This is a genomic window from Roseateles sp. (assembly GCF_965262435.1).
In the GTDB taxonomy this organism is placed as follows: domain Bacteria; phylum Pseudomonadota; class Gammaproteobacteria; order Burkholderiales; family Burkholderiaceae_C; genus Paucibacter_A.
In genome coordinates this window covers 4,192,888-4,208,381 of record NZ_OZ253537.1, presented here as the reverse complement: position 1 = coordinate 4,208,381, position 15,494 = coordinate 4,192,888, and the positions used below count along the sequence as shown (strand labels likewise).

The following is a 15,494-nucleotide window of genomic DNA, read 5'->3' as shown; positions in this document are numbered from 1 at the left end:
CAGGGCTGCGGCTCCCCAAGTCAATAAGAACGAAAGCAAAGGTTCGGTTCATGCGTACCGTGGTGTGGTTGGTCCTCTTGTTCACCGTGGCGGTGGTGGCTGCGCTGGCTTTGGGTCAGAACGATGGGCTGGCCAGCTTCTACTGGAACGGCTGGCGCCTGGATGTGTCGCTGAACCTGTTCCTGCTGGCCTTGGTCGGCACCTGTTTCGCTTTGGTGACCGCCATCCAGACCATCGGCGCGTTGACCAGCCTGCCGCGTCGCGCACATGAGTGGCGCCTGGCCCAGCGCGAACGTGGCGCCCAGCTGGCTCTGCGCGATGCGCTGGCCGAGTTCTTCGGCGCCCGCTACGGCCGTGCCCAGAAGGCTGCCCAGCGTGCGCTCAGCATCCATGCGCAAACGCCCGAGCTGCAGCAGGACGAGGGCTTTCTGGCCCTGGGTCATCTGCTGTCGGCCAGCAGCGCCCATCGCCTGCAGGACAAGCGCCGCCGTGATGAGCAGCTGCAGCTGGCGCTGGACGCTGCCAAGCGTTCGCCGCAAGGCCGTGCGCAGGAGGAGGGCGCCCGCTTGCTGGCTGCCGAATGGGCCCTGGACGACCGCGATGCACCGCGCGCGCTGAGCCTGTTGGCTGAGCTCTCGCCGGGCGTGGCGCGCCGGACCCAGGCCTTGCGCCTGAAGCTGCAGGCCAGCCGTCTGGCCAAGCAACCGCTGGAGGCGCTGCGCACCGCACGTCTGCTGGCCAAGCACCAAGGCTTTTCCAAGGTCGCGGCGCAAGGCCTGCTGCGCTCTCTGGCCTTCGAGGCGCTCGATGCAGCGCGCGATGCCGATCAGTTGCGTGCCGTCTGGCAGCAACTGGACAGCGCCGACCGACGCGATGTGTTCGTGGCCGCGCGGGCGGCTCAACGTGCCGGAGCGCTCGGCGTGCCTGATGACGGTCGTGGTTGGTTGCGCCCCTTCTGGGACGATGTGGCCGAGTTGGGCCCCGACGAGCGGGCGACGCTGGCCGAGGCCTTGGTGCTGGTCTTGCCGGGTCTGGGCCCCGAGTGGCTGCAGCGCCTGGAGACAGCAGTGCAGCGCTTTCCGCGCGACCGCGCTTTCAGCTATGCCCTGGGCCATGCCTTGGCCGAGCGCCAGCTCTGGGGCAAGGCCCGCTTGATCTTGGAGCAGGTGGCTGATGAATCCAGCCTGGCTGTGGCCGCGCGGCGGCGCAGCTGGCTCATGCTGGCCCGCCTCGCTGAGCAGGACGGCGACTTGGAGCGCCGCGCCCGTTGTCATGAATCTGCCGCTCTGGTCCAGTGAAGCAAAAAACCTGGAATCTTTGCCTCAGCGGTATAAACCATGCTATAGTCTGAGGCTTGGCGGCTGTAGCTCAGTTGGATAGAGTACTTGGCTACGAACCAAGGGGTCGTGGGTTCGAATCCTGCCAGCCGCACCAAAAGAAGAAAACGAAAAGGTCAGTGAGAAATTGCTGACCTTTTTCAATTCCTGTTGTGTCGAGTGAAAGCTTGGCCGGGAGTGACCTTGATGCTGTGTCTGGCGATGAGGTCGGGTTTTTGGATCAAGAAATTGATGCAAACCAGCTCAAACAGGGATTTTGAAGGGTTCGCAAGAATTTACAAAAAGACTTGTGCGGTACAAAAATACCGTGCTATAGTAGAGGGCTTGGAGCGGCTGTAGCTCAGTTGGATAGAGTACTTGGCTACGAACCAAGGGGTCGTGGGTTCGAATCCTGCCAGCCGCACCAAAACAATAAGAAATGCACAAAGCCTCGATGAGAAATCATCGGGGCTTTGTTGTTTCTGCTCGCTGTGTACTTACGGCGTTCCGCCAGCTGGCGGAACGGCGATCCCCAGTTCAGCCAGAACTTGCTCCGTGTGCTCGCCAGGCTTGGGGCCTGCTTGCGGCGCACGCAGGGTGCTTCGGGAAAACCGCGGTGCCGGGCTCGCTTGCCAGTGCCCCTCCACCATGACGTGGCTGCTGCGCGCCTGCTGCTGCGGATGTCGCGCCGCTTCGTCCATGCTCAGCACCGGAGCCACGCAGCATTCCAGGCCCGCCAGATCATTCATCCATTGATCTCGGCTGCGTGTCTTGATGCGCTCGCTGACCCGCTCGCGCAGCGCCGGCCACTCGCTGCTCTGCATTTGCAGCCCAGGGTCGACGTCATCAAAGCCCAGTCCCTTCAGCAACTGCGCATAGAACGGTCTTTCGATGGTGCCGAGGCTGAGGAATTGCCCGTCTGCGCATTCGAAGCAGTCGTAGAACGGTGAGTTGTGCAGGAAGAAGTTGTCTTGTGCACGATCCTGCCAATGGCCCTCGCTGCCCATGGCCAGCACCAGGCTGCTCAAGGTGCCCAGGCCGTCCACGATGGCAGCGTCGATGACCTGACCCTGACCCGAGCGCTGTGCTTCCAACAAGGCGCTGAGCAGCCCCAGTGCCAGGAACATGGCGCCGCCGCCCATATCGCCCAGCATGCTGGCCGGCGCACTGGGCGCCTGCCCCTTGCGCGAGGCGATCGACAAGGCACCGCTCAAGGCCAGGTAGTTGATGTCGTGCCCCGCCCGGTGGGCCCAGGGGCCGGTCTGGCCCCAGCCCGTGATGCGGCCGTAGACCAGGCGCGGGTGCGGCTCCGTGAAGCTCAAAGGACCCAGGCCCAAGCGTTCCATCACGCCAGGCCGGAAACCTTCGATGAGCGCGTCGGCGCTGAGGATCATGGCGCGAGCCGCCTCGCGGCCGGCCGTGGTCTTGAGGTCGAGGCAGACCGAGCGCTTGCCGCGATTCAGTGCGGCGCCGGTGCCGATGCGTTCAGGTTCGGCGGCGCTAGAAGGCCGCTCGATCACGATCACGTCGGCGCCCAGGTCGGCTAGCAGCATGCCGCACAGTGGTGCCGGACCGATGCCGGCCAGTTCGATCACGCGCAGGCCTTGCAGCGGGCCGGATGCGTTCAAGGGAGCATTCATTGGAGTGCTTGTCGGTAGTGGTGATGCTTGCTGGGACAATACACCCATGAGCAAGGCATTCACCAAGGAAAGCGACGCCGATGATGACGAGGACCTAGCCCTACCGGCCTTGCCTCACGGTGCGCGCAACTACATGACGCCGCAAGGCTATGCCCGCATGCGGGCCGAATTCATGACGCTGCTCGACGAAGAGCGCCCCAAGATCGTCGAGATCGTCTCCTGGGCCGCCAAGAACGGCGACCGCAGCGAGAACGGCGACTATCTCTACGGCAAGAAGCGTCTGCGTGAGATCGATCGTCGCCTGCGCTTTCTCAACAAGCGTCTGGACCTGGCTGAGGTGGCTGACCCGAGCCTGCACCACGGCAATGAGCAGATCTTCTTCGGCGCCACCGTCAGCTACGCCACCGCCAAAGGCGAGGAGCGCACCATCACCATCAAAGGCATCGATGAGTCTGACAGCCTGGCCGGCGAGGTGTCTTGGGTGTCACCGATCGCCCGTGTGCTCTTGAAGGCGCGGGTGGGCGACGAGCTGCAGCTGATGACGCCGGGCGGCGTCGAGCAGATCGAGGTGCTCGAGGTCAGCTATCCGAAGCCGGAGGCCTCGAAGCCCTAAGGCTTGACGCGCCAGACCCGCAGCACGGCGGGTGAGCGCTTGAGTGTGCGCAGCACATCGGCCAGGTGCAGGCGGTCGCGCACCGACAGGATGAGGTTCATCTCGGCGGTTTCGCGTTGCTGCATCTCGTCGCTCATCAGGATGTGCGTGATGTCGGCTTCGGCTGCGCTCACCGCCGACGCCACTTGCGCCAGCACGCCCTTGCCATTCTTGAGCAGCAAGGACACGGCGGCCTCGAAAGGGCGGGTCAACTCTTCGGCCCAGTTCACCGCGATCCAGTGTTCGGCGTCGCGCTGGAAGAGCTTGCGGCCGACCTGGCATTCGGCCGTGTGCACCAGCAGACCTTCGCCACGACCCAGATAGCCCTTGACCTCGTCGCCGGGGATGGGGCGGCAACAGGCGGCCAGACGCACCGAGGCGCCCTCGCTGCCGTCCAGCGTGACCTGACCCTGTGAAGGGCCGTCATCGGCGGTGAAGCGCCCGATGCTCAGCATGACGGCATCAGGTCGCTGACCTTGCTCGGCCAGCATGCGGGCCAGCTTCTTGGCCACGATGGTGGCGATCTTGCGGCCCAGGCCGATCTCGACCAGCAGTTCGTCAGCATGGCGGTTGCCGGCCCAGCGGGCCAGCTGTTGCCAGAGCAAGGCTGCTTCGTCGTCTTCATCACTGAGGCTGGGCAAGCTCAGCCCCTCGGCCCGCAGCGCCTGGGCCAGCATCTTCTCGCCCAGATCGCGGCTTTCTTCTTGCTCCAGGTTCTTGAGGAAGTGGCGGATCTTGGAGCGGGCCCGGCCGGTGCGGACAAAGCTCAGCCAGGCCGGATTGGGGCGGGCGCCTGCAGCCGTGACGATTTCGATGACATCACCGCTGCGCAGTTCGGCGCGCAGCGGGACCGGCTCGCCGTTGATCTTGGCGGCCACGCAATGGTCGCCCACGTCCGAATGGATGGCGTAGGCAAAGTCCACCGGCGTGGCGCCCTTGGGCAGAGCCATGATGCGGCTTTTGGGGGTGAAGACGTAGACAGCGTCCGGGAACAGGTCGATCTTGACGTGTTCGAGGAACTCGTTGGCGTCGCGTGTTTCGTCCTGGATGTCGATCAGGGACTGCAGCCAGCGCGAGCCCAGCTGCTGAGCGCTCTCGGCGCTGGTGCCGCTGGGGTTGCCGCCCTTTTTGTAGAGCCAATGCGCGGCCACACCTTTTTCCGCCACCATGTGCATGGCTTCGGTGCGGATCTGGAACTCCACCGGCGTGCCTAGGGGGCTGACCAGGGTGGTGTGCAGGCTCTGGTAGCCATTGGGCTTGGGGATGGCGATGTAGTCCTTGAATCGGCCCGGCTGCGGCTTGTAGAGCTGATGCAGCACGCCCAGCGACAAATAGCATTGCGGCAGCTCGTCGACCACGACGCGGAAGCCGAAGATGTCGCTGACCTGGGCAAAGCTCAGGTGCTTCTCGCGCATCTTTTTGTAGATGGAGTAGATGGCCTTCTCGCGGCCATGGATCTGCACCGTTTGGGCACCTGCGGCGAAAGCTTTGACGACATCGCGCTCGATGCGCGAGACCAAATCGCGGCGATTGCCGCGTGCTTTGCCAATTGCCTTGGTCAAGGCGGCATGGCGCCAGGGGTGGATGTGCTGGAAGGACAGGTCCTGCAGCTCGCGGTAGATCTCGTTCAGGCCCAGGCGGTGCGCGATGGGTGCATAGATGTCGAGCGTTTCCCTAGCGATGCGGCGGCGCTTGGGTGCGGCCATGGCCTCCATGGTGCGCATATTGTGCAGACGGTCGGCCAGCTTGATCAGGATGACGCGCACATCGCGCGCCATGGCCAGCAACATCTTGCGGAAGGATTCGGCCTGGGACTCTTCCTTGGTCGAGAACTGCAGCTTGTCGAGCTTGGTCAGGCCATCGACCAGCTCGGCTGTTGGTGCTTCGAAGCGTTCAATCAGTTCGGTCTTGGTGACGCCGCAGTCTTCCATGGCGTCGTGCATGAGGGCGGCCATGATGGCCTGGGCGTCCAGCCGCCACTCGGCGCAGATGCCGGCCACGGCAATCGGGTGGGTGATGTAGGGCTCGCCACTGGCCCGGAACTGACCGAGGTGGGCTTCATCGGCGAATTTGTAGGCCTCGCGGATGCGCTTGATGTCCGCTTTCGGCAGGTAGCCCAGATGCTGGACCAGGGCGTCAAACGATGCCGCCTCGGCGGCCGTTGGCTCGGGGGCGGGGCGCAGGCCCGACAAGCCGCTGAGCGCGGCGGGCAGGCGGGAGACAGCAAATGATCGAAAACCCATGGCTCGAATTTAACCGATGAAATCAGCTGCCATCTGCGCTGGCGCAGAAGTCCGTGCCATTCGTCATCGCCGGCCTGTCATCTCGGTGAGCGGAAACGACAACGGGCGCCCGAAGGCGCCCGTTGTTCAGAGCAGTGGCGTCTGAATCAGACCGGCACTTTGCGCAGCATTTCAATGCCGACTTCGCCGGCTGCGATTTCGCGCAAGGCGGTGATGCCGGGCTTGTTCTTGCTTTCGACCTTGGGCGTGTGGCCTTGACTCAGCATGCGGGCGCGGTAGGTTGCGGCGAGCACCAGCTGGAAGCGGTTGGGGATCTTGGTCAGGCAGTCTTCAACGGTGATGCGGGCCATGTGTGGATTCCAGTTCAGGTGTTCGTGGGGATCAGATTCTGAAGATATTTGCCAGGCAAACAGGCTTCAGGGCAGATCTAGAGCGCGGAAGACGGCTGAGCGATTCCGGCGCTGAGCGGCGTATTTTAACCGCTGTGCGTGGACGATGGCCTTGAGATCGAAAACTGCGGTGTCAAACACGGCATTCACGACCACGAAATCGAAGTTTTGCGCTTGCGCCACCTCGATCCGCGCATTGGCCATGCGCTGGGCAATCACCTCGGGGGCGGTGTCGCCGCGTCGGTTCAATCGTTGCTGCAACTCGTCCCAGCTCGGCGGCAGGATGAAGATCAGCACCGCATAGGGGAAGAGCTGCTTGATCTGCAGTGCCCCTTGGAAGTCGATCTCCAGCACCACATCATCACCATGGGCCATGCGTGCTTCGATGGCGGCGCGCGAGGTGCCGTAGAGATTGCCATGCACTTCGGCCCACTCGAAAAACTCGCCACGGGCCGCCATGGCGCGGAATTCAGCTTCTGGCGTGAACCAGTACTCCCGTCCGTGCTGTTCCTGGCCGCGCGGGGCGCGCGAGGTGTGGGAGATCGAGACGTCGAGCTTGGCGTCGAGTTCCAGCAAGGCCTTGACCAAGCTGGATTTGCCGGCGCCGCTGGGTGCAGCGACGACGAATAGATTGCCGGGATATTCCATGAATCGGAGCGTTGTCTTGAGGAGAGGGCTGCGAAAGGCTGTGGGGCAGCCGGCTTATTCGATGTTCTGCACCTGCTCGCGCAACTGCTCCACGGCGACCTTCATCTCCACCGAGATATTGGTCAGCTCCAGGGCCGCGGCCTTGGAGCCCAGGGTGTTGGCCTCGCGGTGCAGTTCCTGAATCAGGAAGTCCAGGCGCTTGCCGATTTCGCCTCCCTTTTTGAGCAGGCGGGCGATTTCTTCCAAGTGGGCGCGCAAACGGGCGAGCTCCTCGGCCACGTCGATGCGGATGGCGTAGGCAGCGGCTTCATTGAGGGCGCGCTCGCGCAGGTTCTCTTCGGGGATGGCCTGGGCCGCGCCGGTGCTGGCCAGGGCTTCTTGCCAACGCTCGAGAAAACGCTGCTGCTGGCGTAGCACGATGGCCGGCAGCATGGGCTCGGCGGCATCGGCCAGCTGGCGCAGATGGTTGATGCGTTCCAGCAAGATGGCGACCAGCTTTTCGCCTTCGCGCTCGCGCGCTTCCAGCAGGCCTGCCACGCACTGGCGTGCGGCCTCCAGGGCCGGTTCGTCGAGCTTCTCGGTCGCCGAGCCGCCACCCTTGCACCAGATCAGGGCCTCGTGGACCGACAGGGGTTGGGCCTTGGGCAGCCAGTTCTGTACCGAGCCCTCGAGGCGGGCCAACTTGTTCAGCTGGTCCGACTGTGGCTGGGGCCAGTTGCTGTCGCTCTCGCGCTGGGTGTTGATGCGCAGCTCGATCTTGCCGCGCTTGAGTTTGGCTGTCAGCAGTTCACGCAGGGCCGGTTCCAGACCGCGCAAATCCTCGGGCATGCGAAAGCCCAAGTCCAGGAAACGGCCGTTGACCGAACGCAACTCGACGGTCACGGTGGCCGCGCTGGCGCTCTGGCCTGCCGCAGTGTTGGCATTGGAGGCCCCGGTGTTTTCACTGGGGGCGGAGGGTTGCGAGCTGACGCTGGCATATCCCGTCATGCTGTAGACTGGCATCTAGCGTTCGGTGTGGAATAAAACTCGATTATGTCAAAGCCGAAACCGGCGCCCTTGCCTGCGGGAACGGTGGTTGGGGGCTACCAGATCATCAAACGGTTGGCAGCAGGCGGATTCGGCGTGGTGTATTTGGCCGAAGACCCAGAACGCCACCTCGTCGCCCTCAAGGAATATCTGCCCTCCAGCCTGGCTGAACGTTCGCCAGGCGAGTTGACGCCGCGCGTCAAACCCGAGAAGCAGCCACTGTACCGCCTGGGTCTCAAGAGCTTCTTCGAAGAAGGCCGTTCCCTGGCGCAGATTTCACACCCGAGCGTGGTTTCGGTGCTGAACTTCCTGCGCGAGAACGAAACCGTCTACATGGTGATGAACTACTTGCAGGGTGACACCTTGCAGGACTTCATCGTCACCGCGCGCGATATGAAGCGCGACAAGGTGTTCCGCGAGTCGACCATCCGCAGTCTCTTCGACGAGATCCTGCGTGGCTTGCGCATCGTGCACCAGCACAAGATGCTGCACCTGGACATCAAGCCAGCCAATATCTTCATCACCAATGAAAACAAGGCGGTCTTGCTGGACTTCGGCGCTGCGCGTGAGGTGCTGAGCAAGGAAGGCAATTTCATCCGTCCCATGTACACGCCAGGCTTCGCTGCGCCTGAGATGTACCGGCGAGATGGCGCCTTAGGCCCCTGGACTGACATCTATGCCATCGGCGCCTGCATCTACGCATGCATGCAGGGCTATCCGCCCAATGACGCGCCGCAGCGTCTGGAGAAAGATCGATTGGCTTTGAGCCTGTCGCGTTTGCGAAATGTCTATTCGGACAATCTCATTGAAGTGACCGAATGGTGCATGTCGCTGGACCCTTTGTCGCGTCCGCAAAGCGTGTTCTCCTTGCAGAAGGAGCTGGCGCGTGAGACCGAGCGCCGCTACACCAAACTCAGTTTCAGCGAGCGCCTCAAATTGCAACTGGAGAATCTGAAGACCGGAGCCAAAGCGTGAGGTTCAGCACCTTCCAGGTGAGCCGCCGCGGCCGGCGTGAGAAAAATGAAGACCGCATGGGCTATTGCTACACCCGTGAGGCCGGGCTGTTTGCCTTGGCTGATGGTCTAGGTGGGCATCCCGAGGGCGAGGTGGCCGCGCAGATGGCCCTGCAGACCCTGGCGGCGCTGTTCCAGCGCGACGCCACGCCGGCCTTGCAGGACCCGGCGGCTTTCTTGCAGGATGCCGTGCTGATTGCCCACCAGCAACTGATTCGTTATGCCGCCGAGAAAGGCATGAGCGACACGCCGCGCACCACCATCGTGGCCTGTGTGTTGCAAGGGCGTCGGGCGTTCTGGGCGCATTGCGGCGATTCGCGCTTGTACATGGTGCGCGCCGGCAAGCTGATCGCGCGCACCCGCGACCATTCCTACCTCGAGCTGCAAAACGCCTTGGGCCGGGTGCCGCAAGAAGGTGAGACCTTCAACCGCAATGTCTTGCTGACCTGCCTGGGCAGCCCGGGCAAGCCCATGGTCGACACCCATGGCCCCATGCTGCTCGAACAGGGCGACCGACTGCTGCTTTGCTCCGACGGTCTGTGGGGCACCGTGCCCGATGATTTGATCACCGAGCATCTGGCTGCCAGCGCGGTCGCTGATGCCGTTCCGGAGCTGGTGGAGCAGGCCCTGCGCAATGGCGGGCCGCGCTGTGACAATGTGACCGCCCTGGCGGTGGAGTGGGAAGGCGAGGCCGATACGGACGACGGCCATACCGAAGCCGGCATTTCCACCCGCAGCCTGTCCGACGACGGCTTCGCCACCACCATCCAGGCCGCCGGCCAGGATGCCCGCTCCGGCGGTGATGAGCTGGATGAGGCCGAAATCGAGCGCTCGGTGCGCGAGATCAATGAAGCCATACGCCGCGCCAACGAGCGCCAGAACGGCGTTCTCAAGAAATCCTGAAGGACTTTTCATCATGACTGAAACAAACAGCGCGCTGCGCGCCAGTGGCCGCGCGGCGGATGCACTTCGCCCGGTGCGCATCACCCGCCAATACACCTGCCATGCCGAGGGATCGGTGCTGATTGAATTCGGCGGCACCAAGGTGCTGTGCACGGCTTCGGTGGAAGAAAAAGTGCCGCCGCACAAGCGCGGATCGGGCGAAGGCTGGGTCACCGCGGAATACGGCATGCTGCCGCGCGCCACCCACACCCGCAGCGACCGCGAGGCCGCCCGTGGCAAGCAGAGCGGTCGCACCCAGGAAATTCAGCGCCTGATCGGCCGCTCGCTGCGCTGCGTCTTCGACTTGAAGCTGCTGGGCGAGCGCACCATCGCGCTGGACTGTGATGTGCTGCAGGCCGATGGCGGCACCCGCACCGCGGCCATCACCGGCGCTTACGTGGCAGCCGCCGATGCGGTCAGCTGGCTCATGGCTCAGGGCAAGATCACGGCCAGCCCGATCCGCCAGGCGGTGGCCGCCATTTCGGTGGGCATCGTTGAGGGCACGCCCTTGCTGGACCTGGAGTACACCGAAGACTCGGCCTGCGACACCGACATGAATGTGGTGATGACGGCCGACGGCGGCTTTGTCGAGCTGCAAGGCACGGCCGAGGGCGTGGCTTTCAGCCGCGCCGAGATGAATGCCTTGCTGGACCTGGCAGAGAAGGGTATTCGTGAGTTGCTGGCTGCCCAAAAGACAGCCCTGTCGGCATGAAGATTGTTCTCGCCTCCAACAACGCCAAAAAGCTGATCGAGCTGCAGGCCTTGTTCGCGCCCCTGGGCGTGGAGTTGCTGACCCAGGGTTCGCTCGGCATCTCGGAGGCCGAAGAGCCTTTTGGTACCTTCGCCGAGAACGCTCTGGCCAAGGCCCGGCATGCGGCCGAGGCCAGCGGTCTGCCGGCCCTGGCCGATGATTCCGGCCTGGCGGTCGAAGCGCTGGCCGGTGCGCCCGGCGTGCTTTCAGCACGTTATGCAACGCTGTTCGGCCAGCCCAAGTCGGATGCCGACAACAACCGCGTGCTCTTGGAGCAATTGGCGCAGTTTCCCGCGCCCGAGCAGCGGGCGGCACGCTTTGTATGTGCTCTGGTGGCAGTGCGCAGCGCGAGCGACCCCGAGCCCCTGATCGCCATGGGCCGCTGGCAGGGGCTGATCTTGTGTGACGCGCAGGGCGAGGCTGGTTTTGGCTACGACCCGCTGATGTTGATTCCAGCCTTGGGCCGCAGCGTGGCCGAGCTGAGCGCGAGCGAAAAGAATGGGCAGAGCCACCGCGCATTGGCGGCCGCCGATTTGGCCGCGCAGATGCGCGAGGTCTGGCATCTTGGCTGATGTGATTCGCCTGATGCGGCCGGGCACGCTGAGCCTGGCCGCCTTGCCGCCGCTGTCGCTGTATGTGCACCTGCCTTGGTGCCTGCGCAAATGCCCGTATTGCGATTTCAACAGCCATGAATGGCGGGTCGACGGCGCGGCGCGCGAACTTCCGGTGGACACCGCGCGAGCCTACCTGGCCGCCTTGCGGGCAGACTTGGAGGCGGCACTGCCCTTGATTTGGGGCCGGCCGGTGGTCAGCATCTTCATCGGCGGCGGCACGCCCAGCCTGTTTCCGCCGGAGCAGATTGCCGAGCTGATCTCGGACCTGCGCGCCCGCTTGCCGCTGGAGCCGGGCTGCGAAATCACGTTGGAAGCCAACCCGGGGACTTTCGAGCGCGACCGCTTTAAAGGCTTCCGCGCGGCTGGCGTGACCCGCCTGTCCATCGGCGTGCAGAGTTTCGACGATGCCAAGCTCAAGGCCTTGGGCCGGGTGCACAGCGGCGAGCAGGCGCGAGCTGCCATCGCCGAGGCGGCGCAGGCGTTCGAGACCTTCAACATCGACCTGATGTACGCATTGCCGGGCCAGAGCCTGGCCGAGCTGGATCTGGAGCTGAGCACGGCCCTGGCTTTTGCGCCGCCGCATCTGTCCGTCTATCACCTGACCATCGAGCCCAACACCCGTTTCGCCACAGCGCCGCCGCAGGACCTGCCCGATGCCGACCTGGCCAGCGAGATGCTGGACCTGATCACGGCGCGCACAGGTACCGTCGGTATGGACCGTTATGAAGTTTCGGCCTATGCCCGGGCTGGACACCGCTGCGCCCACAATCTGAACTACTGGCAGTTCGGTGACTACCTCGGCATCGGCGCCGGTGCGCACAGCAAGATCTCCTTCCCGCACCGCGTGCTGCGCCAGGTGCGCTGGCGTGAGCCAGCGGCCTATATGACGCAGGCGATCGACGGAACGGCGGTGTCCAACGAAAACGAAGTGGCCCGCGCCGAGCTGCCTTTCGAATTCATGCTCAATGCCCTGCGCCTGCGCGATGGTGTGGGCCTGCAGTCCTATCTGGAACGCACCGGCCTGCCGCCGTCGAGCATTGCCCGCGCCATGGAGCAAGGTCGCCAGCGCGGCCTGCTCGAGCTCGACCCGGCGCGCATCGCGGCCACCGCCCGGGGCTTCGATTTCCTCAGCGACCTGCAGTCCTTGTTCTTGGCGGATTGATCGCTTCGGCGCCTCAGGCAGCCATCACGTAGACGCTCAGGGCCTCGTGCTTGGCATGGCGCTTGGCGGTGGCCGCAGCGCTGGCCACATCTTCGGCGCGCTGCAGGCTGCCGGGGCTGACCCGCACCGCGCCAATGCTGAGCGTGGTGCAGGGGTGGAAGCGCATATCGCCGTGGCGGTCCTCGGCCATGATGCCGCCGGCTTGCAGGGCTGCGGCATCGAAGAGGTTGCGGGCCAGTTCATTGAAGCCGTTGACGATCTGCTCGCAGCGCTGCTCCCAGTCGGCGCTCTGGAACAGCATGACGAAATCATCGCCGCCGACATGGCCGAGAAAGTCGCGTTGGCTGTCGCAGTGGTTGCTGGCCACGCGCGCCACCAGGCGGATCATCTCGTCGCCGCGCCAATAGCCGTATTCGTCGTTAAACGGCTTGAAGTGGTTGAGGTCGGCATAGGCGGCCACGAACTCGCGGCCACTGGTCAGCAGCCGTCCGATGTGCTGGCTGATCGGGATGTTGCCGGGCAGAAAGGTCAGGGGATTGGCGTGGCGCGCTGCTTCGATGCGCGCCTCGGTGACCGAGCGCACCAGTTGCTCGCCTGTGCCCAGGCCCAGATAGCGGCCCTCGCGCACGATGATGAAGCCTTCGCGCAGATAGCGCTGGTCGGCCGAGGTCAGCACCGTGGTCAGGGCCTCGATGCCGGTGTCAGCGTTGACGATCAAGGGCGTCGGGTTGGCAAACAAGGTGCAGGAGTGGCGACCGTACAGGTCCATGAAGAAGGGCTTGGCCCAGCGGTTGATGAACTGCGCCCGGTCGATCAGGGCTACCGGCTCTTGAACGGCGTTGAGCACGGCGATGGCGTGCAGATCCTCGTGTGCGTTGAAGACGCGGAACAGCTGCTCATGGGTGGTGTCCGCCGTCACCGTGACGGCTTCCATCATCAGGCGCTCGGCCGTCACGCCATTGCTGGATGCGCGGCGCAGCTCGGGCAGCACCGCAATCTCGCTGCTGGACAGCACTTCGCGGGCGCCAGGGAGCGCTTCGCGGGCACCGTCGCGGCTGGGGCGGCCGATCAGCCAGCCTTGTCCGAAGGCCACGCCGAGATCGCGCAGCACGCGCAGTTCCTCGGCGTTCTCGATGCCCTCGGCCACCAGCTGCGCACCAAAGGTCTCGGCCAGTTGCAGCAGGGCGCGGAAGGTCTGCAGCTTCTCGGCGTGGTCGGGCAGGTCGTGGGTGAAGTACTTGTCGATCTTGACGATGTCGGGCTGGATCTCCGACCACAGGCGCAGCGAGGAGCGGCCGTCACCGAAGTCGTCCAAGGCGATGCCCACACCCTTGCGGCGCAGCACGGCGATGGCGCGGCGCAGGCTCTCGATGTCGGCGACACGCTCATGCTCGGTCAGTTCGATCATCAGGCGGCTGGCACAGATGCCATGGTCTTCGCAGACGAACAGCCGGTCTTGCGCCACGCCCTCGGAGACGGCGCTGGACAGGGCCGTGGCGCTCATATTGATCAGCAGGCGGCCGGGCAGCTTGAGTCGGCTCCAGTCCGCTATGGCCTGCATGGCGCAGTGCACCTCCAGCTCGTTGCTCAGCCCTTCCTTGCGCCCGGCGCTGAACAGGGCATCCGGGTACTCGAGGGCGCTGCCGAGGGGGCCGCGCACCAGGGCCTCGTGGCCGTAGATCAGGCCGCAGTCGAGTTGCGCAATCGGCTGAAATACAGTCGTGAGCAGGGCCTGATCAATCAGTGTCTGCACGCTCAAGGGGGCGCGCAGGGCTGGTGGCGAAGGTGGTGGCGTTTGGGGCGGGCGGTTCAGAGTGGCGGTGTTCGTCATGCCTGGCATGGTGCCGCGCATGCGTGACAGGGCGACGAAAGGTGGTCCCAGCAGAGACGAAAGCCGCAGCGGCGTGAGCAATTGCTCAGCCCTGCGGCCTTGGAGTTAGGCCCGGTTTGGCGACCGGTCTACACGCGATTGAGCGACATGCCCGAGGTGCTGCGCAGGCGCTCGATCAGACGCGGTGCGATCTGGTTCAGCGGCAGCACTTCGTCGGCAGCGCCGGCGTTGATGGCCTCGCGTGGCATGCCGAAGACCACGCAGGTCGCCTCGTCCTGAACCAGGTTGTAGGAGCCGGCGTCCTTCATGACCTTCATGGCCTTGGCGCCGTCGGCGCCCATGCCGGTCAACATGATGCCCAAGGCATTGGGCCCGACCACACGCGCGGCGGAATGGAACAGCACTTCGACCGAGGGCTTGTGCCGGTTCACCGGTTCTCCGTCCTGGACCCGGGCGATGTAGTTGGCGCCGGAGCGTTCGACACTCAGATGGAATCCGCCCGGCGCGATATAGCCATGGCCGGGCAGGATGCGCTCGCCGTCCGTGGCTTCCTTGATGCGGATGCGGCACAGACTGTCCAAGCGCGCTGCATAGCTCTTGGTGAAGCCGGGCGGCATGTGCTGGGTGATGACCACGGCCGGGCAGTCGGCGGGCAAGTTAATCAGCACGTCCTTGGTTGCTTCGGTGCCGCCGGTGGAGGCGCCGATGAAGATGATCTTTTCGGTCGAGAGCCGGCCTAGGCTGGCCATGGTGACGGGCTTGGCCGGCGCGGCTGGTGCGTGCCCGGCGTGGGCCGAGGCGCCAGTGGCGCCCGAGGCGGGCAGGGCGGCATGGCTGCGCCGGATGTGGGCCTTGGCGGCAATGCGAATCTTGTCGGTGATGTCATCGGCGAGCAGCCGGATGCCATCGGCCACGCCAATCTTGGGCTTGGCCACGAAGTCCACCGCGCCGAGTTCAAGCGCCTTCAGGGTCACTTCGGCTCCGCGTTCGGTCAGCGTGGACACCATCACCACCGGCATGGGCCGCAGGCGCATCAGGCGTGACAGGAAATCCAGGCCGTCCATGCGCGGCATCTCGATGTCCAAGGTGATCACATCGGGGTTGAGGGCGCGGATCATCTCGCGCGCCAACAGCGGGTCGGCGGCTGCACCGATGCATTCCATATCGGGCTGGCGGTTGATGATCTCGGTCAGGATGCTGCGCACCAGGGCCGAATCGTCGACCACCACCACAGTTGTTTTGGCCATGTCGTACTTCTCCTCTTGGG

General features: G+C 64.5%; 14 protein-coding genes and 2 tRNA genes. 9 read left to right on the top strand and 7 right to left on the bottom strand.

Going from position 1 to position 15,494, the window contains the following annotated elements; all coding sequences use genetic code 11:
* Nucleotides 1-50 precede the first annotated feature (50 nt).
* The 3 genes from ACQY39_RS18145 (at nucleotide 51) to ACQY39_RS18135 (ending at nucleotide 1,743) form a co-directional block, all read left to right on the top strand.
* Entirely contained in the window at nucleotides 51-1,298 is a 1,248-nt protein-coding gene (locus ACQY39_RS18145) for a heme biosynthesis HemY N-terminal domain-containing protein (RefSeq protein ID WP_428508592.1), read from the top strand.
* Between the two features lie 59 nt (nucleotides 1,299-1,357).
* Nucleotides 1,358-1,434, top strand: a tRNA-Arg gene (locus ACQY39_RS18140).
* 232 nt (nucleotides 1,435-1,666) lie between these two features.
* Nucleotides 1,667-1,743, top strand: a tRNA-Arg gene (locus ACQY39_RS18135).
* Between the two features lie 70 nt (nucleotides 1,744-1,813).
* Here ACQY39_RS18135 and ACQY39_RS18130 read toward each other — a convergent pair.
* Nucleotides 1,814-2,956 (bottom strand): CaiB/BaiF CoA transferase family protein, encoded by a 1,143-nt coding sequence (locus tag ACQY39_RS18130; RefSeq protein ID WP_428508590.1) that lies wholly within the window; start codon nucleotides 2,954-2,956, stop codon nucleotides 1,814-1,816.
* A 46-nt stretch (nucleotides 2,957-3,002) separates the two neighbouring features.
* Between ACQY39_RS18130 and greB the strand changes: the two genes are divergently transcribed.
* The gene (gene greB, locus ACQY39_RS18125) at nucleotides 3,003-3,569 is read left to right on the top strand and encodes a transcription elongation factor GreB (protein ID WP_428508588.1); all 567 of its coding nucleotides are present in this window, start codon (nucleotides 3,003-3,005) and stop codon (nucleotides 3,567-3,569) included.
* Here the strand turns inward: greB and ACQY39_RS18120 are convergent.
* The 4 genes from ACQY39_RS18120 to ACQY39_RS18105 all read right to left on the bottom strand — a co-directional run bounded on the left by ACQY39_RS18120 (nucleotide 3,566) and on the right by ACQY39_RS18105 (nucleotide 7,890).
* Nucleotides 3,566-5,851: a RelA/SpoT family protein gene (locus ACQY39_RS18120; protein WP_428508586.1), complete on the bottom strand. Its 2,286-nt coding sequence runs from the start codon at nucleotides 5,849-5,851 to the stop codon at nucleotides 3,566-3,568. The two genes, greB and ACQY39_RS18120, sit on opposite strands and share 4 nt — an antisense overlap.
* A gap of 146 nt (nucleotides 5,852-5,997) precedes the next feature.
* On the bottom strand, nucleotides 5,998-6,201 hold the full coding sequence (gene rpoZ / locus ACQY39_RS18115) for a DNA-directed RNA polymerase subunit omega (protein ID WP_263519804.1): 204 nt from the start codon (nucleotides 6,199-6,201) through the stop codon (nucleotides 5,998-6,000).
* 66 nt (nucleotides 6,202-6,267) lie between these two features.
* Nucleotides 6,268-6,888: a guanylate kinase gene (gene gmk, locus ACQY39_RS18110; RefSeq protein WP_263519805.1), complete on the bottom strand. Its 621-nt coding sequence runs from the start codon at nucleotides 6,886-6,888 to the stop codon at nucleotides 6,268-6,270.
* Nucleotides 6,889-6,942: 54 nt separating this feature from the next.
* On the bottom strand, nucleotides 6,943-7,890 hold the full coding sequence (locus tag ACQY39_RS18105; RefSeq protein WP_428508583.1) for a YicC/YloC family endoribonuclease: 948 nt from the start codon (nucleotides 7,888-7,890) through the stop codon (nucleotides 6,943-6,945).
* A gap of 30 nt (nucleotides 7,891-7,920) precedes the next feature.
* On the opposite strand from ACQY39_RS18105, the gene ACQY39_RS18100 reads away from it, so the two are divergent.
* From ACQY39_RS18100 to hemW, 5 genes are read left to right on the top strand one after another with little or no spacing between them, the layout of a single operon-like run.
* A complete protein-coding gene (locus tag ACQY39_RS18100) occupies nucleotides 7,921-8,889 on the top strand; it encodes a serine/threonine protein kinase (RefSeq protein WP_102769957.1) in 969 nt (322 codons plus the stop codon).
* Nucleotides 8,886-9,830 (top strand): PP2C family protein-serine/threonine phosphatase, encoded by a 945-nt coding sequence (locus ACQY39_RS18095; protein WP_428508581.1) that lies wholly within the window; start codon nucleotides 8,886-8,888, stop codon nucleotides 9,828-9,830. Before ACQY39_RS18100 ends, ACQY39_RS18095 begins: the two co-directional genes overlap by 4 nt.
* Nucleotides 9,831-9,843: 13 nt before the next feature.
* On the top strand, nucleotides 9,844-10,581 hold the full coding sequence (gene rph / locus ACQY39_RS18090; protein WP_428508579.1) for a ribonuclease PH: 738 nt from the start codon (nucleotides 9,844-9,846) through the stop codon (nucleotides 10,579-10,581).
* Nucleotides 10,578-11,192, top strand: coding sequence for an RdgB/HAM1 family non-canonical purine NTP pyrophosphatase (rdgB, locus tag ACQY39_RS18085; protein ID WP_428508577.1), 615 nt, complete (start codon nucleotides 10,578-10,580; stop codon nucleotides 11,190-11,192). Before rph ends, rdgB begins: the two co-directional genes overlap by 4 nt.
* A 13-nt stretch (nucleotides 11,193-11,205) precedes the next feature.
* Entirely contained in the window at nucleotides 11,206-12,396 is a 1,191-nt protein-coding gene (gene hemW / locus ACQY39_RS18080; RefSeq protein ID WP_428510873.1) for a radical SAM family heme chaperone HemW, read from the top strand.
* Between the two features lie 13 nt (nucleotides 12,397-12,409).
* On the opposite strand, the gene ACQY39_RS18075 is transcribed toward hemW, so the two are convergent.
* Nucleotides 12,410-14,227: an EAL domain-containing protein gene (locus ACQY39_RS18075; protein WP_428508575.1), complete on the bottom strand. Its 1,818-nt coding sequence runs from the start codon at nucleotides 14,225-14,227 to the stop codon at nucleotides 12,410-12,412.
* 128 nt (nucleotides 14,228-14,355) lie between these two features.
* Nucleotides 14,356-15,474: a protein-glutamate methylesterase/protein-glutamine glutaminase gene (locus ACQY39_RS18070; protein WP_428508573.1), complete on the bottom strand. Its 1,119-nt coding sequence runs from the start codon at nucleotides 15,472-15,474 to the stop codon at nucleotides 14,356-14,358.
* Nucleotides 15,475-15,494: the final 20 nt, after the last annotated feature.

What these genes read in the sequence shown, in the direction of transcription:
- ACQY39_RS18145 (WP_428508592.1), top strand. Translation starts at nt 51, where the DNA reads ATGCGTACCGTGGTGTGGTTGGTCCTCTTGTTCACCGTGGCGGTGGTG.
- ACQY39_RS18130 (WP_428508590.1), bottom strand. Translation starts at nt 2,956, where the DNA reads ATGAATGCTCCCTTGAACGCATCCGGCCCGCTGCAAGGCCTGCGCGTG.
- greB (WP_428508588.1), top strand. Translation starts at nt 3,003, where the DNA reads ATGAGCAAGGCATTCACCAAGGAAAGCGACGCCGATGATGACGAGGAC.
- ACQY39_RS18120 (WP_428508586.1), bottom strand. Translation starts at nt 5,851, where the DNA reads ATGGGTTTTCGATCATTTGCTGTCTCCCGCCTGCCCGCCGCGCTCAGC.
- rpoZ (WP_263519804.1), bottom strand. Translation starts at nt 6,201, where the DNA reads ATGGCCCGCATCACCGTTGAAGACTGCCTGACCAAGATCCCCAACCGC.
- gmk (WP_263519805.1), bottom strand. Translation starts at nt 6,888, where the DNA reads ATGGAATATCCCGGCAATCTATTCGTCGTCGCTGCACCCAGCGGCGCC.
- ACQY39_RS18105 (WP_428508583.1), bottom strand. Translation starts at nt 7,890, where the DNA reads ATGCCAGTCTACAGCATGACGGGATATGCCAGCGTCAGCTCGCAACCC.
- ACQY39_RS18100 (WP_102769957.1), top strand. Translation starts at nt 7,921, where the DNA reads ATGTCAAAGCCGAAACCGGCGCCCTTGCCTGCGGGAACGGTGGTTGGG.
- rph (WP_428508579.1), top strand. Translation starts at nt 9,844, where the DNA reads ATGACTGAAACAAACAGCGCGCTGCGCGCCAGTGGCCGCGCGGCGGAT.
- rdgB (WP_428508577.1), top strand. Translation starts at nt 10,578, where the DNA reads ATGAAGATTGTTCTCGCCTCCAACAACGCCAAAAAGCTGATCGAGCTG.
- hemW (WP_428510873.1), top strand. Translation starts at nt 11,206, where the DNA reads ATGCGGCCGGGCACGCTGAGCCTGGCCGCCTTGCCGCCGCTGTCGCTG.
- ACQY39_RS18075 (WP_428508575.1), bottom strand. Translation starts at nt 14,227, where the DNA reads ATGACGAACACCGCCACTCTGAACCGCCCGCCCCAAACGCCACCACCT.
- ACQY39_RS18070 (WP_428508573.1), bottom strand. Translation starts at nt 15,474, where the DNA reads ATGGCCAAAACAACTGTGGTGGTGGTCGACGATTCGGCCCTGGTGCGC.